The sequence below is a fragment of the Flavobacterium sp. genome, from assembly GCF_043756175.1.
GTDB lineage: Bacteria > Bacteroidota > Bacteroidia > Flavobacteriales > Flavobacteriaceae > Flavobacterium.
The window spans coordinates 1-16,636 of sequence record NZ_JAYURN010000112.1; the positions used below are offsets into that span (position 1 = coordinate 1).

General features: G+C 31.8%; 15 protein-coding genes. 12 read left to right on the forward strand and 3 right to left on the reverse strand.

Annotated features, from left to right (window positions below; translation table 11 throughout):
• The first annotated feature begins 332 nt into the window (after window positions 1-332).
• From ACH2BP_RS08930 to ACH2BP_RS08970, 9 genes are all read left to right on the forward strand, one after another.
• Complete coding sequence (locus tag ACH2BP_RS08930) at window positions 333-1,724, forward strand: alpha/beta hydrolase family protein (RefSeq protein ID WP_395059073.1); 1,392 nt, start codon at window positions 333-335, stop codon at window positions 1,722-1,724.
• A 30-nt stretch (window positions 1,725-1,754) separates the two neighbouring features.
• The gene (locus ACH2BP_RS08935; RefSeq protein WP_395059075.1) at window positions 1,755-2,261 is read left to right on the forward strand and encodes an RNA polymerase sigma factor; all 507 of its coding nucleotides are present in this window, start codon (window positions 1,755-1,757) and stop codon (window positions 2,259-2,261) included.
• Window positions 2,248-2,832, forward strand: coding sequence for a hypothetical protein (locus tag ACH2BP_RS08940; protein ID WP_395059077.1), 585 nt, complete (start codon window positions 2,248-2,250; stop codon window positions 2,830-2,832). The genes ACH2BP_RS08935 and ACH2BP_RS08940 overlap by 14 nt, the downstream gene beginning before the upstream one ends.
• A gap of 260 nt (window positions 2,833-3,092) precedes the next feature.
• Entirely contained in the window at window positions 3,093-3,464 is a 372-nt protein-coding gene (locus tag ACH2BP_RS08945; protein WP_395059079.1) for a hypothetical protein, read from the forward strand.
• Between the two features lie 143 nt (window positions 3,465-3,607).
• Window positions 3,608-7,951, forward strand: a complete 4,344-nt coding sequence (locus ACH2BP_RS08950; protein ID WP_395059081.1) for a CusA/CzcA family heavy metal efflux RND transporter — start codon at window positions 3,608-3,610, stop codon at window positions 7,949-7,951.
• 1 nt (window position 7,952) lies between these two features.
• A complete protein-coding gene (locus tag ACH2BP_RS08955) occupies window positions 7,953-9,131 on the forward strand; it encodes an efflux RND transporter periplasmic adaptor subunit (protein WP_395059083.1) in 1,179 nt (392 codons plus the stop codon).
• 409 nt (window positions 9,132-9,540) lie between these two features.
• On the forward strand, window positions 9,541-10,143 hold the full coding sequence (locus ACH2BP_RS08960) for a Crp/Fnr family transcriptional regulator (protein ID WP_395059085.1): 603 nt from the start codon (window positions 9,541-9,543) through the stop codon (window positions 10,141-10,143).
• Window positions 10,144-10,214: 71 nt separating this feature from the next.
• Window positions 10,215-11,075 carry an acyl-CoA thioester hydrolase/BAAT C-terminal domain-containing protein gene (locus ACH2BP_RS08965; protein WP_395059087.1) on the forward strand — a complete coding sequence of 287 codons (861 nt, stop codon included), beginning with the start codon at window positions 10,215-10,217 and terminating at the stop codon, window positions 11,073-11,075.
• A gap of 114 nt (window positions 11,076-11,189) precedes the next feature.
• Window positions 11,190-11,888 carry an FISUMP domain-containing protein gene (locus ACH2BP_RS08970; protein ID WP_395059089.1) on the forward strand — a complete coding sequence of 233 codons (699 nt, stop codon included), beginning with the start codon at window positions 11,190-11,192 and terminating at the stop codon, window positions 11,886-11,888.
• A gap of 154 nt (window positions 11,889-12,042) precedes the next feature.
• On the opposite strand, the gene dinB is transcribed toward ACH2BP_RS08970, so the two are convergent.
• Window positions 12,043-13,122 carry a DNA polymerase IV gene (gene dinB, locus ACH2BP_RS08975; protein WP_395059091.1) on the reverse strand — a complete coding sequence of 360 codons (1,080 nt, stop codon included), beginning with the start codon at window positions 13,120-13,122 and terminating at the stop codon, window positions 12,043-12,045.
• 372 nt (window positions 13,123-13,494) lie between these two features.
• Here dinB and ACH2BP_RS08980 point away from each other — a divergent pair, with 372 nt between their 5' ends.
• A complete protein-coding gene (locus ACH2BP_RS08980; protein ID WP_395059093.1) occupies window positions 13,495-13,962 on the forward strand; it encodes a CYTH domain-containing protein in 468 nt (155 codons plus the stop codon).
• A gap of 2 nt (window positions 13,963-13,964) precedes the next feature.
• Here the strand turns inward: ACH2BP_RS08980 and ACH2BP_RS08985 are convergent, their stop codons facing one another.
• Together ACH2BP_RS08985 and ACH2BP_RS08990 are read right to left on the reverse strand one after the other, a co-directional pair.
• Window positions 13,965-14,447 (reverse strand): septal ring lytic transglycosylase RlpA family protein, encoded by a 483-nt coding sequence (locus ACH2BP_RS08985; RefSeq protein ID WP_395059095.1) that lies wholly within the window; start codon window positions 14,445-14,447, stop codon window positions 13,965-13,967.
• 85 nt (window positions 14,448-14,532) lie between these two features.
• A complete protein-coding gene (locus ACH2BP_RS08990) occupies window positions 14,533-14,955 on the reverse strand; it encodes a hypothetical protein (RefSeq protein WP_395059097.1) in 423 nt (140 codons plus the stop codon).
• A gap of 158 nt (window positions 14,956-15,113) precedes the next feature.
• Here ACH2BP_RS08990 and ACH2BP_RS08995 point away from each other — a divergent pair, with 158 nt between their 5' ends.
• Together ACH2BP_RS08995 and ACH2BP_RS09000 are read left to right on the forward strand one after the other, a co-directional pair.
• A complete protein-coding gene (locus tag ACH2BP_RS08995) occupies window positions 15,114-15,455 on the forward strand; it encodes a T9SS type A sorting domain-containing protein (protein ID WP_395059099.1) in 342 nt (113 codons plus the stop codon).
• 115 nt (window positions 15,456-15,570) lie between these two features.
• Window positions 15,571-16,620, forward strand: a complete 1,050-nt coding sequence (locus ACH2BP_RS09000; RefSeq protein WP_395059101.1) for a T9SS type A sorting domain-containing protein — start codon at window positions 15,571-15,573, stop codon at window positions 16,618-16,620.
• Window positions 16,621-16,636 lie beyond the last annotated feature (16 nt).

Sequence of the window (16,636 nt, forward strand, 5' to 3'; positions counted from 1 at the left end):
TAAAATTAGTATTAGAGAAGCATTATTCTTGTAACTATGTTAGTCTTGAGAAAGGTCTAAATGAATCTAACATTCGTAAGTGGGTTGGGTTTTATAGACCTTTCTCAAGACTAACATAGTTACAAGAATAATGCTTCTCTAATACTAATTTTACACATTCAAGTTTAAATGTATAATCATATTTGACTTTTCTTTCCATAAAAATACCCCCAAATAGTATCTAAACTTTTGGGGGCAGTCTAAAACTGTGATTTTTTTAATTTTTAATACACTAATAGGATAATGACTTCAACAATGAAGTTAATTGTTCAACAAAAATTAAACTTTGAAAAATGAAACAAATTATCACACATTTAATTCTGCTTTTTTCTATTACCACTTATGCACAAGATATTTCAGGTAAATGGAGTGGAATTATTGAAAGCGGAAAAAGCGAACCAGTCGTTTTTAATTTTACTTTTGAAAAAATCGGCGAAAAATATTCTACAATAATAGATATTCCTGCGATGAGGACTACAAATCTTAAACCTAAAGAAACTGTTTTTTCAAAAGCAGTGCTAGTTGTGGATGGATCTAATTTAGGGTTTAGATACCAAGGCAATTTCAATAAAGATTTATCACAAATAGAAGGAACATTTACAGAAGGATTAAATGCTTTGCCATTGGTTCTAAAAAAGGTGCAAATTGAAACTGAACATACTTTTAAAAGACCTCAAGAACCAGTAAAACCATATCCATATATAGAAGAAGAAATAACATTTTACAATAAAGAAGCAAACATAACTTTATCAGGAACACTTACACTTCCTAGCAAAACTGGTAAATATCCCATCGTAATATTAATTAGTGGCAGTGGACCGCAAGATAGAGATGAAACTTTTTATGAACACAAACCATTTTTGGTGCTTTCGGATTACTTAACCAAACAAGGAATTGGTGTACTTCGTTATGATGATAGAGGTTTTGGAAAATCTACTGGAGACCATAGTTTAGCAACCACCAAAGATTTAGCATCAGATGTATTGAGTGCTATTGATTATTTAAAATCAAGAAAAAATGTAGGTAAAATTGGTTTAATAGGACATAGCGAAGGTGCTATTATTGCCCCAATGGTATCCAATCTTAACAAGAACGTCGCTTTTATTATTATGCTGGGAGGTTCAGGAATCTCTGGAAGCGATGTTTCCTTGTTCCTTGCAAAAAAAACAAGAGGTTTTCCTGTACAAGATGAAGTTGCCTATGAATTGGCAATTAAAAAAGCGATTAAAATAGCTGCTGCAGATAAAGATCTAACTGAAATTAAAAAAGAATTAAGAATTCATTATAATGAAGCAATTGTTCCGATGCTTAAACCAATAATTAATTCTGACTCAAAAATTGAAACAATTATTTCAAATTTAATAGAAATAAGAACCACTCCTTGGAACAGGTATTTTTACAATTACAATCCTGCAAATAAACTCGAAAAAATCACTTGCCCTGTCCTTGCTTTAAATGGAAGCAAAGACACGCAGGTTGAACCAAAAATCAATCAAGAAGGAATCAGAAACGCCTTAACCAAAGCAAATAACAAAGATTTTACTGTAAATGAAATTCCAAATCTTAATCATTTATTTCAAGAATGCGAAACAGGTGAAATGAATGAATACAGTACTATAGATCAAACAATAGCTCCATTTGTTTTAAAACAATTATCAGATTGGATATTGGCTCATAGTAAGTAATTTTGATACTAACTAATTTAAGAGAATTTAATGGATAAAAAAGAAAAATTTACAACTGCCATAAAAACTAATGAAGGTATACTATATAAAATATCTTCATTCTATACAGATACTATTGATGATAGAAATGATTTAATACAGGAAATTATTTATAATCTATGGAAATCATATTACAGTTTTAATCAAAAATCGAGTTTTAGCACTTGGATGTATAGAGTGGCTATGAATGTTGCAATATATAATTTAAAAGTAGCAAAAAGGAAAGTAACAACAGTACCAATAGAATCAAAAGATATAGAGTTTAATCAGGATGAAAACCATCATTTTGAGGAAAAATTAAACCTATTGAAGCAACATATAGACAATTTAAACTTATTAGATAAAGGAATTGTAATGCTTTATTTGGAAGACAAAAGTTATCAGGAAATTGCAGAAATTATCGGAATATCTGAAAGTAATGTTGGAACAAAAATAGCACGAATTAAAGAAAAGTTAAAAAAAAAAATAAAAAAACAGGATGATTATGGAATTAGATGATTTAAAAAAATCTTGGAGCGAAGCATCAAACCAAGTAAGAATAGATAACAAAATGATTGACCAAATTACCAAATCTAAATACAAAACAGGTTTAAAAAAAATTATTTATCCAGAAATCATAGGGATTTTAATTTGTATTCTTGCCGCAATTTATATTGGATTACATTTTGATAAATTAGATACAAATCTCTTGAAAGGCACAGGTGTTTTAGCAATTATAATCTTGGTGATATTACCTGGAATTAGTTTAATGAGTCTTTTACAATTCAATACTATTGGAGATTTAAATAAACCTTATTCAGAAACGTTAAAAGATTTTGCGACTCAAAAAAATCGCTTTCATAAATTGTTTAAGATAAATAGTACGTTATCTTATTTATTATTAGTGACTGTAATTGTTTTACTTTCTAAACTTTTTGGAGAAAATGATATTACTAAAAGCAAGTATTTCTGGATTCTTTCTTTTTCATTAGGTTATATTTTCTTGTTGTTTTACTCTAAATGGGTAGCAAAACATTACACGAATTCATTAAAACAAATAGAAGATTTGTTAAATGAATTAAAGCATTAGACAGAAAAACAGCCTACAACAGCAGTTTGACGCAATTTTGGTTTTAACCAAACTTTAAAGATGGTTTGGCATTTGGATGATTTGGCAAATCCGAAAATAGGACTAAATTTAGGCCCTAAATCCGCTGTGGTAGTGGGACGCTATAAAACACCCTTGAGCGGAACTAACCGCTCAAATATATACTAAAAAAAACAATCTCATTTTTGAAAATGTGAGTATAAAACTTTCGTTTTGTAATATAAAATCTTATTTTTACGAGCGTGAAAAAAATAATTGCAATATCGTTTCTATTTGTATTCCTGTGTGCCAATACAGAAATAGGACAATTATTGAAAATTCCAACGTTAATACATCACTATTTTGAACACCACGACCACGAAGACGAGCTCAGCATTTCATTTCTTGATTTTGTAAAAAGTCATTACAATGACAACAATAAACATTCGGATACTGACAAACATGACGAGCATCAAAACTTACCTTTCAAAACAATCAATACAAACGTAAATACGGTTATTGCTTTTGAAAACCAACCAACCATTTCATTCAGAAAACCAATCAGTATTGCTATAAACAATACTGTTCCTTACCACCGAGAATTTTACACTTCCGATGTCTTTGCCTGCATTTGACTTCCTCCCAAATTGAGTTAATGATTTTTTTTATAATACTTAATTAAAAATATTCAAAACCATTTTTGATTAGATATTAAAATGCTATTTGCTATTTATTTGTAGTGAATAGTGCTTTTATCAATTTCATTAATTTCAAATTTATGCTGAATAAAATCATAGAATTTTCTATAAAAAATAAACTAATAATTGGTTTACTTACTGTTGCTCTTATTGGTTATGGCATCTATCAATTTACCAAATTACCCATTGATGCCGTTCCTGATATTACGGACAACCAAGTACAGGTAATCACTTCTGCACCATCTTTGGGCGCAACCGATATTGAAAGATTAATAACCTTTCCAATCGAACAAGCCAATAGTAATATCCCGGGACTGAAAGAAATCCGTAGTTTCTCTCGTTTTGGCTTATCGGTGGTAACGATTGTTTTTGATGATGCAACCGATGTGTATTGGGCAAGACAACAAGTAACCGAAAGGTTAAGTGCTGTAAAAGACCAAATTCCAAATGGCATTGGCGACCCATTTCTTTCTCCAGTAACCACAGGCCTGGGAGAAATCTATCAATATGTGGTTCGAGCAAAAGCAGGATTTGAAAAAAAATACGATGTTACCGAATTAAGAACCATACAAGATTGGATTGTTCGCCGTCAATTATTAGGAGTGGAAGGTGTTGCAGAAGTCAGCAGTTTTGGTGGTAAACTAAAGCAGTTTGAAATTGCTATAGACCCAAATAAACTACAATCCTATAATATTACGATTGCAGATGTATTCACAGCTCTGGAAAAAAACAATCAAAATACAGGTGGCGCTTACATAGAAAAAGGTCCAACTGTTTTATATATCCGAAGCGAAGGATTAATCAACACAATCGAAAACATAAAAGACATTTCTATTAAAAATACCAATAGTGGAAGTCCTTTGTTCATTCGTGATGTTGCCGATGTTCGTATTGGTAGCGCCATTCGCTATGGCGCAATGACTTTTAACAAAAGAGGCGTTCAATCTGGCGAAGTTTCAGGGGCAGTAGTAATGATGTTAAAGGGTGCAAACAGTAATATTGTTATCAAAAACATTAAAGAACGAATTGCACAAATTCAAAAAACATTGCCCGAAGGTGTTATCGTAGAACCATTTTTAGACAGAACAAAAATGGTCAATAATTCAATTTCTACCGTTGGCAAAAACTTAATTGAAGGTGCTATAATTGTACTTTTAGTATTAATCTTTTTTTTAGGAAATATAAGAGCTGGATTAATTGTGGCTTCGGTTATTCCGTTAGCAATGTTATTTGCTGTAATTCTTATGAATATTTTTGGCGTAAGCGGAAATTTAATGAGTTTAGGCGCATTAGATTTTGGACTTATTGTAGATGGTGCGGTAATTATTGTCGAAGCTTGTTTATTCAGTTTACACAGTCGAAAGCAAGGAGAAATTACGCAAAACCAAATGGACGGTGTTGTTTTAGAAACTTCAGTAAGAATGAGAAATGTTGCCGTTTTTGGCGAGTTAATTATCTTGATTGTTTACATTCCAATCTTCACCTTACGAGGTATTGAAGGAAAAATGTTTTTGCCAATGGCACAAACAATCGCTTTTGCTTTGTTTGGTGCTTTTGTTTTGTCATTGACTTATATTCCTATGATGACGGCTTTATTTTTGAATAAAAAAGTAACACATGAACAAAACTTTTCGAATAGAATGATGGCAAGATTAGAAAATTTCTATCAGCCAATTTTAGAAAAAGCATTAGCAATGCCAAGAAAAATAATCGGAACTACATTAGCATTATTTGTTTTAGCCATCATTACACTGTCTTTTATGGGTGGCGAATTTATGCCATCATTAGAGGAAGGAGATTTTGCAGTAGAAACCCGAGTGTTACCAGGAAGTAATTTACAAACCTCAATGACGGCTATTTCACAAGGTGCTAAAATATTATTAGAAAAATTCCCAGAAGTAGAAAAAGTGGTTGGCAAAACAGGAAGTTCCGAAGTACCAACCGACCCAATGCCTATTGATGCTAGTGATATGATGGTTATTTTAAAAGACAAATCCGAATGGACATCAGCATCCACTTTCGATGAACTATCCGAAAAAATGGCAAAGGAACTCGAAGCCGTTCCAGGTGTTTCTTACGGTTTTCAATATCCGGTTCAAATGCGTTTTAATGAGTTAATGACAGGAGCAAGACAAGACGTTGTTTGCAAAATATTTGGAGAAAACCTCGATACTTTAGCATTATATGCCAACAAATTAGGGAAAATTGTAAATACTGTTGAAGGCACTTCCGACCTATATGTAGAAACTGTTACAGGAATGCCACAAATTGTAATTAATTATAATCGCCCAGCAATTGCTCAGTATAATTTGAACATCGAAGACATTAATAAAATAGTAAACACAGCGTTTGCAGGACAAAGTACAGGATTAGTTTATGAAGGTGAAAAACGATTTGATTTAGTCGTTCGTTTGGCTGGTGAAAAAAGAAAAGATTTAGCCGATGTTCAAAATTTATTAATTCCAACGCCAAATGGTTCTCAAATTCCATTATCACAATTGGCAAAAGTAGAAAATACAGAAGGTCCAAATCAAATTCAACGTGAAGATGCAAAACGTAGAATTGTAGTTGGTTTTAATGTTCGTAGTCGTGATGTACAAAGTATCGTCAAAGAATTGCAAGACAAAGTAAGAACAAAAATCAAGTTTCCAGCAGGTTATTATCCTACTTATGGCGGTGCATTTGAAAACTTAAACGCAGCTAAACAACGATTATTAATTGCAGTTCCTATTTCATTAATCCTCATTTTTATTTTATTGTTTTTTGCTTTCAAATCAGTAAAACAAGGATTGTTGATTTATTCCGCAATTCCGTTATCAATGATAGGTGGAATATTCTTTTTAGCATTGCGAGGAATGCCTTTTAGCATCAGCGCAGGTGTTGGTTTTATTGCTTTATTTGGTGTAGCAGTTCTCAATGGTTTGGTATTAATAGCCGAATTCAACCGCATAAAAAAATCAGGCGAAACCGATTTAAAAACAATTGTTCTTCAAGGAACAAGAATACGTTTGCGACCCGTTTTAATGACTGCGCTTGTGGCATCATTAGGATTTTTGCCAATGGCATTAAGCAACGGTTCGGGTGCAGAAGTTCAAAAACCATTAGCAACAGTAGTTATTGGTGGATTAATTATTGCTACATTCTTAACTTTATTTGTCTTACCAATTTTATATATAATGTTTGAAAAAGGAATTAAATTAAAACCAAGAAAGAAAAATTCAATAGCAACAATCATTGTATTGGGAATATTTTTTTCTTTTCAAAATACCAACGCACAGGAAAAAATCTCTTTGGATAAAGCCATTGAAACTGCATTACAAAATAATTTGGAAGTTAAAACCCAAAAACTCAACTCAGACTATTTACAAAAAATGACCAAAACTGGTTATGATATTCCTAACACAGGAATTATTAGCGAATACGGTCAGTTTAACAGTAATGCGAATGATCTAAAAGTGGGTGTTTCGCAAAGTATCAAGTTCCCAACGGTTTACAAAAGACAAAAGCAACTTTTAGTAGCACATGCCAAAACAGGCGAATGGAATGAGGAATTGCAAAGAAAGGAATTGACCAAACAGGTTACAACGGTGTTTTATGAAATGGTTTATTTGAAAGAAAATGAAAAACTATTGCAAAAAAGCGATAGTATTTATGCTGAATTTTTAAGAAAATCGACACTTCGTTTTGACAAAGGCGAAAGCAATATTTTAGAAAAAGCAACTGCCGAAAACCAATCGGGGCAAATCAAAATACAATTACAAGAAGTACAAAGCGATTATAAAACACTTCAAACACAATTCAAATATCTTTTGAATGACGATAAAGATTTTGTGCCGTTTTCCGATAAATTTAAAATGACTTTTGACGAAAAATTAGCAAATAACACAATTATAAATTACCCAAGTATTAAATTATTCGAGCAAGAAGTAACCATTAATAAAGCCGAAATTGCATTAGAAAAATCAAAAAAAATGCCTGAACTCATTGGTGGTGTGTATTGGCAAACATTCAAAGCAAATACTAATTTTCAAGACAGTTACAACGGTGTTTACGGACAGTTTGGTGTTGCTTTACCCCTATTCAATTCATCTTTTAACAACAAGAAAAAAGCATTAGAAATCAATACTCAAATCGCCGAAAATGATTTGAATAACGAAAAACTAAAACTGCAAACACAGTATCAAGAATTGCTTCAAAAGTATAAAAACCAAAAAGCAATTATTGACTATTACGAAACAAAAGCATTAAAAAACGTAGATTTAGTAACCAACGCAGCTAATAAAAAATTCATCAATGGCGACATTAATTATTTAGAATGGGTTATGCTTATCAATCAAAACACAGAAATCCAAAATAATTATATTGAAGCCGTTAGAAAGGGAAATGAAACCATAATTAATTTAATGAACTTAACATCAAAATAAAATGATCAATATAAAACAATCAATACAAGAAAATAATAAAATTAAAGTGAATATCGTCATTTTCTCTTTTCTATTTTCTTTGCTCTTTGTTCTTTTTTCTTGTGGAAACAAAAAATCCGACGAAGAAACAACCGAAAACGCAACTATAGAAAACACAACAACACTTACCGATGCACAAATAAAAAATGCTGGTATTCAAACAGGAAAAATCGAACAAAAAGAAATTTCTGCCACATTAAAACTGAACGGCAAAATAGATGTACCACCACAAAATTTGGTTTCCATCAGTGTTCCAATGGGTGGTTATTTAAAAAGCACCAAATTGTTAGAGGGAATGTATGTAACCAAAGGGCAAGTTTTGTGCATTGTTGAAGACCAAAAATACATTCAATTACAAGAAGACTACCTTTTAGCCAAGGCAAAAATTGGTTATGCCAAAGCTGAATTTGAACGTCAAAAAGATCTCAACCAAAGCAAAGCCAGTAGCGATAAAGTATATCAACAAGCGCAATCCGAATACAATTCACTAGCTGTAATGGTACAATCCTATGGCGAAAAATTGAAATTTGCAGGAATAAATCCAAATAATGTTTCAGTAAACAGCATTTCGAAAAGCATCAATGTGTATTCGCCAATAAGTGGTTATATTTCTAAAGTCAATGTAAACACAGGTAAATATGTAAACCCGAGCGACATTTTATTTGAAATTGTAAATCCTTCCGATATTCATTTAGCATTGACCGTGTTTGAAAAAGACATTAATAAATTGTCAATTGGTCAATCTTTAATGGCTTACACCAATACCAATCCCGAAAAAAAATATCCTTGTAAAATCATATTAATTGGCAAAGATTTTACAGAAAATAGAAGTACAGAAATGCACTGTCATTTTAATAACTACGATAAAACACTTTTACCAGGCATGTATATGAATGCCGAAATAGAAATAAAAAGTCAACAATCTAATGTATTACCTTCAGATGCCATTGTAAGTTTTGAAAACAAAAATTATGTTTTTCTAGCCAAAGCAAACAAACAATTTGAAATGAAAGAAGTAACTGTTGGAAATACAGAAAATGAATTTACTGAAATTCTTTCAGACGATTTGAATGACGCAAGTATTGTAATAAAAGGGGCTTATGCACTTTTAATGAAAATAAAAAATACAGAAGAAGAATAACAATTTAGTAAATAAATAAAAGGGCATCCTATAACACATGCTAGAACTCTTGCCCGTTTTTTTGGTAAATTGTTCGTTCCGTTTTCATAACTTCGTTTTTTCTAATGAAAAAAACTCTGTTCTCAAACCGCCACGAGTGGAAAAAAATCGTATTATTAATTCTTTTTTCTAAATTATCTTTTTCTCAAAATTTAGAGAATGAGAAAATAAAACTTACTAAATATAAATTAAAAGTTTAGATACATTTATAATAAAGACGATTTGTGGACAAAAATGTATTTAATTATAAACGGAAAAGAAAAATTAATAAAAAAACGGAAATTTAAAAAATAACGACAGCTAATAAGAATTCCTATGTAAAGCACCATAAAGTCTTCAACAACTTTCAATACAGTGACTTACCCCAAAATTGCGAAAAAACAATATTAAAAATAAGATCATCAAACAAAAAGATAAATTATTCAACCATTTTGAAAAGTACATCAAATTAAATGATGAACTAAAAGTTGCACTAATTGACAAGATAAGTTTTGTTTCTTTTAAGAAAGGCGAAATAGTTCATAACGCAGACAAAATATGCACAAAATCCTATTTTATCCAAACAGGATTGTTCCGTACTTATTTTATTAAAGAAGGAAAAGAAATTAGCGAATATTTTCCAGCAGAAGGAGAATGGAGTAATTCGCCTAGAAGTTTTAGAACAAGAGCATTGGATATATACTATATTGATGCTATAGAAGATACTGATGCATTATGTTTAGATGTAAATGATTTAATGTATTTATTTGAACATTTTCCAGAAATGGAACGCTATGCTAGATTATCAATGGGAACAGTTTTTGGTCACTTTATGGAAAGAATAACTTCAATGCGATTTACAACTGCAAAAGAAAAATACATCCACTTTATTGAAACTTATCACGACATTCATCACAGAATTCCACTAGGAATGATAGCTTCCTATTTAGGAATCACCCAAGAAACGCTGAGCAGAATTAGATCTGAAAGATGATTTTTTGATATACATCAAAAGTTAATAAGTTTATTTGCTTCAACTTTGTGAAAACTTTAAAACTTTAAAAAATGAATATTTTAAAATTATTATTTGTAGTACTTTTCACAATTAGTTCAATTTTTATTTATGCACAAGATACAATTAGAACAAAAAATGTTGAGGCCATTTTATATCTCGGAAAAAACAAAAAACAACCTTTAATAGTTGGGCTTGGTGGCTCAGAAGGAGGAAATGCTTGGACAAGTGATTATTGGAAAAAAACTCGAGAACAGTTTATAGAAAAAGGTTATGCCTTTTTGGCAATTGGTTATTTTGGTTGTAAAAACACTCCTGCTATTTTAAATAAAATTGCAATTGATGATGTACACAATGCCCTACTTGAAGCTTCAAAAAACAAAAAAATAAATAAAAAGAAAATTGCCATTGTTGGTGGTTCTCGCGGTGCAGATTTAGCACTGTTAATCGGAAGTTATTACAAAGACATAAAATGTGTGGTAGGTTTAGTTTCAAGTCATGCTGTTTTTCCTGGACACACTCGAGAATTTAATTCTTCTTGTTGGACATTTCAAGGAAAAGAACTGCCTTTTATTCCTGTAAATGACGAAGCAGTTCCATTTTTGATTAAAAGAAATTTAAGAGGCTCCTTTGAAGCAATGCTAAAAGACACTATTGCAGAAGATAAAGCGTTGATAAAAATTGAAAACATACAAGGCCCAATTCTTTTGATTTCGGCAACTAAAGACGAAATTTGTCCGTCGACACCGATGGCCGAAAAAATGATTACAAGATTAAAATCATTCAATTTTAAATATAATTTCAATCATATTCCTATTGATGGTAGTCATTCAGAATCAATAAAACACTTTGATTTGGTTTTTGATTTTTTAGAAACAAATTTTAGGAAAAATGATAATTTAGGACTTAATTAAAGATTTTTTTGTATTTGGAAGTTCGGTTTCAAATCGATATTTTTGGTTAAACAAATCCCCAACAACAGCCAAACATTAAAATATTGACAAACATTAACTTTTAAGACATATAAAATGAAAAAAATAATCCCTCTTTTATTTTTATTTATCATTTCTTGTTCAAAAAATGAAGATTCAGTTACAAACAATCCTAATGGGACATTGGTTGATCGTGATGGTAATACTTACAACACTTTAAAAATAGGCAACCAAACATGGATGTTAGAAAACTTAAAAACAACTAAATATAACGACGGAACGCCAATTCCTAAATATGAATTTCCAATCACTTTGAATAGTACCGCTTACTATCAGTGGGCTAATACAGAAGATTTAAACAATGTATTTCTCGAAGATTTACCATTTGATTACTATGGTGCAATGTATAATGATAATGTATTAGAAAGTGGGAAACTGGCACCTTCTGGATGGAGAATACCAAACAAACAAGATTTCGGAATTTTAGAAAATTATCTAAAAACACATGGATTTAATGACAGTGAAGGTAAAGCTTTAAAATCTAAAACAGGATGGCATCGTGCTCTATTTGGTAACGATAACGATGCCATTGGTTTTAAAGGCCTACCAAATGGGTATGTAGATATTTTTGGAACATCTATAGCAAGTGAAATAATATGTACGTGGGCTACATCAAATAAAAATTTAGGTAATTTTAGCAGAACAGTTGTAAACTTAGTTAACGATGAAAACACTATTATTTATTCAGAAAACGATATAAATATGGGTGCAGGAGTTCGATGCATTAAAGAGTAAATTCTGGACAAACTGCAGTTTTAAGAAATTAGAGTCATGAGACTTAATTTGAAAAATTGAAGTTTAATAATGATTTGACATCTAAAAAAAAGAAGTTATAATTTAGTCCAATTTTAGCTAAAGAAAATAAACTTAGATTTATATAGTTTTTCATTCAAAACTCAAACCGTAGTTGAACGACTATGGTTTTTTTAATTTCCGTATTCAAATTAGCTAAAGAAATACCGAGTAATCGCACCGAATCTTTCATACGTTCTTGGTATAATAATTCTTTGACCGTTTCAAATATAATGCCTTTATCAGACACAAAATAAGGTAAGGTTTTACTACGGGTTTGTTGGGTAAAATCAGAGTATTTTATCTTTAATGTAATGGTTTTTCCTGCAATTTTGTGCTTTTGAAGCCTTTTTTCGAGTTCAGCAGCAATTCGTTCCAATCGTTCTGCCATAAATATTTCGGAAGTAAGATTGGTATCAAAAGTATGTTCGGCAGCGACCGATTTTGTAGTTCGATTTGGTTTTACTTCACTGTTGTGAATGCCACGCACGATCTTGTAATACTGAGCACCACTTTTGCCAAAATGCTCCTCGAGATATTCAGAAGTTTTTCTTTTTAAATCTTTTCCTGTAAAAATACCGTGTTGGTACATTTTTTCGGTAGTTACTTTCCCAATTCCGTAGAATTTTTTGATATCTAAAGCTTCCAAAAAAGGTTCGATTTCTTCTGGATTTATGGTTTTTTGCCCGTTGGGTTTGTTATAATCGGAAGCAATTTTTGCCACAAATTTATTAGCCGATATTCCTGCCGAAGCCGTTAGACCAACTTGTTCGAAAATGCGTTTTCTAATTTCTTGTGCAATCAATGTGGCGCTAGGATTTCCTTTTTTGTTTTGGGTAACATCTAAGTAAGCTTCGTCGAGCGATAAGGGTTCGACCAAATCCGTATATTCATAAAATATCTTTTGAATATTTTTAGAAATCTCTCGGTATCTATCAAAACGTGGCGGAACGAAAATTAAATCAGGACAGTTTCGCTTGGCTTGTGCGCCGCTCATCGCACTTCGAACACCAAACTTTCGGGCTTCGTAACTTGCTGCCGAAACAACACCACGAATTTCGCTTCCACCAACAGCCAATGGTTTTCCCTTTAGATCAGGATTGTCCATTTGCTCGACCGATGCATAAAATGCATCCATATCGATGTGGATTATTTTTCGTTGTGGATTATCGGACATGGTACAAATTTATAATTATTTCACAGAGATTCACAGAGAAAGCACAGAGGTTCACAAAGTTTGTTTTTAAAAAATAGATTCCAGCCTTCGCGGAAAGACAAAGTTCTTGCTATGAATGTTCTTCGAAATTACTGTCTTTCACGCGAAGGCAGGAATCCAAAATAATGGTTTAGTTTGTTTCTTAAAAATCATATCTTTGGCACCTGAAACCCATAGCCCAGATTACTTCACTACACATTTATTTTAATAGGAGTTCAGTGAACGTTGTTTGCAACGGAAATCCTTTTGCTTTTTTCTTTAAAAAGGAAAAGATTGTAACGAATAGCTGGGCACGAGCGTCAGCTAACTGGCGAAGCAAATAGCTCCTAAAAAATGATAGAAATAGAACGTAAATTTTTAGTTTTAAATAATGATTTTATTGCTTTGGCTGTTGCCAAAAATAGAATCGTACAAGGTTACTTAAATTCTAATCCTGAGAGAACAGTTCGTGTAAGAATTAAAGGAAGTAAAGGTTTTTTGACTATAAAAGGCAAAGGAAACGACTCAGGAACAACAAGATTAGAATGGGAAACCGAAATCCCATTAGCAGAAGCCGAAAAATTATTGTCTATTTGCGAAAATGGTATAATTGACAAAATTAGACATGAAATTCCATCAGGAAAACACATCTATGAAGTTGACGTTTTTGCTGGAGAAAACAACGGTTTGGTTGTTGCTGAAATTGAATTATCTGCCGAAAACGAAAGTTTCGAAAAACCAAATTGGCTGGGTCAAGAAGTTACTGGCGACAACAGATATTACAATGCCTATTTGAGTAATAATCCTTTTGGGAGTTGGTAAAATTATTTTTTCTTCATCACTTCGATAGTTACCGATGTTTCTCCTCCGCCTTTATTAGATGTTATTTGCATAAATGCACGTCGGGATAAGTCTATTTCTCTACCTCTTACAAAAGGGCCACGATCGGTTACTGTAACAATGACATGTTTTCCGTTGCGCTCGTTTGTAATACGTAAGATGGTTCCAAAAGCAAATTTTCTATGCGCTGCCGTGAGTTTATTATTATCGAAACGGGTGCCACTTGCCGTACGTTTTCCGTGAAATTTTTTTGCATAATAAGAAGCGTGGGCTTTTCTTTTATATAGTTTATAAGTAAAATCACCTTCAATAAGTAGACTGTCTATCGCTACAGTGTCAACCTTGACAGTATCCTGAACTGGTCTTGTAGAAAAAGATTGCTTGTCGAATTTTTTGAACGAAAAATTAGAAATCAGTATCGCTGCTATTGTTGTGGTAATTACCAGAAAAAATTTATCTTTCATCATAATTTTAATTAATTATTATTACACACTTGTCAAATACCATACCCAAAAAGAAAAAAGTCTTAATAAACAAGACTTTTTTAAATTATTAGAACCACAATGACCACGGAATTTTACTTAATATAAGTAACAATCCTAGTCCATAAAAAATTGTAATTGCTTTAAACTTATTTTTACCTTCTAATGCTTTTTTATGTTTAGACCAACCTATCGTGATTAGTACGATGGCTATTATATTAGTTAATGGATGCTCTAACGAGGTTAGTCTCAAAGCGGCGTTTTTCATCTCGCCTAAAGCTGACAACCCCAAAGGCGACAGAAAATACAAAACCAACCCTACGGTAAGTTGTATGTGCGTCACTATAAGAGCAAATAATGCAATTTTCTTGTCTTTTGCGAAAAATTCTCTTTTAGATAAGAATCCTAAAGTACTATTTGCAACCGTTACAACTAGAAGTAATAAGGCTAAATATGCCCATCCTGAGTGAAATTTTTGAATAAATTCGTACATATTTTTTGTTTTAGTTTAAACAAATATAAACAAAAAACAGAACGAATTTAAATCTTAAAAAACAAAAACATAGCCCTATAAAACCTTAACAAATAATTGATGTTTTTTTGGCGCACTATTTGAATTAATTTTATATCTTTACATTATTATACATTTCGATGAAGAAAAACTACATTTATATTACATTTTTTAGTCTTTTGTTTTCGTTGAGCGCTTTAGCTCAAGACGGAAAGCAGTCTTCATTGGCAACAAAAACCCAAGAACAACAGTTTGATAATCTAAATGTATATCCCAATCCGACAGGAAATGGGCGTGTATATATTACCTCAAAAACTACCGAACCTAAAGATGTTGAGATTTTTGATGTACTAGGAAAACGTGTAATGCAAATCACAATTGTTACAAAAGAATTGAATGTATCTTCACTTTCCCCAGGTGTTTACATAATAAAGATTAAGGAAGGCGAACAACGCGCCACCAGAAAACTAATAATCAAGTAATTGACTGTTAGCTAATTTTTAAAATTTAAAATTTAATATTTTATTTACATACGTTTCTTTTATCTTGAAGAAATTACTTAGTATCTTTGTAGTCCAAATTTAAAAAATAGGAAAAATGAAAAAAATTTACTTTTTAGGAGCTTTATTAGCTTGTACTTTGTCTTTTGGACAAACAATTTTAAATGAAGATTTTAATTATACTGTTCCAGGAAACATAGGAGGAAACTCTGGAGTAACTGCTCCCTTAGACGGAATTGCAGTAAACAACTGGATAACACATAGTAATACTTCGGGAAACACAGGTACTATTGATTTGGTTTCTGGAAGTTTAAACTATACAGGGCTTCAAGTTTCTACTGGAAATAGAGTTTTATTACCAGGTTCAAATGCGACTGTGCCTAGAGATATTAACAGAGCTATCACTACTTCTGTAACTACAGTCTATTATTCTCTTTTACTAAATGTTGTAGACAATTCTCAATTAAGCACAACCACTCCAAACTATTTTACTGGAATTGGAGCCACTGCAGGTATTAGTGTAACTACGTTGGGAGCTAGACTTGGAGTTTATTCAACAAATGCTGGTGCAAACTTCAGGTTAAGTATACAAAATATATCTGGAGGAACTCCAACTTTTACTGACTTTGCAACAGACCTAGCATATGGGACCACTTATTTAGTTGTTGTTAAATATGATAGAGCTGCTATTCCAACTGTTGCATCTTTATGGGTTAATCCTGCTTCTGCAAGTTTTGGAGCAACTGAACCAGTAGGATCAGTAAGTAATAACTCAGGAACAGGGACATTTACTACTTTTGCTTCTGTTTTCTTAAGAAACACTGCGGCTACGCCAAAAGTTGAAATTGACGAATTTAGAATCGGACAAACTTGGGCAGATGTAACTCCTCAAAATTTATCTAGAAATGAGTATGGAAATATTAACGGTTTAAATATATATCCAAATCCTGCTAAAAACTTATTAAACATTACTTCTGATAGTTTTGAATCAAAAACTGTAGCAATTTATAATGTCTTAGGAAAAGTAGTTCTTTCTGCAAATGTGACTAATGCTCCAATAAACGTTGCTTCTTTAAGTAAAGGTGTTTATGTAGTAAAAGTTACTGAACAAGGTAAAACTGCTACAAGAAAATTAGTTATCGATTAATTCTTTTTTAAATAGA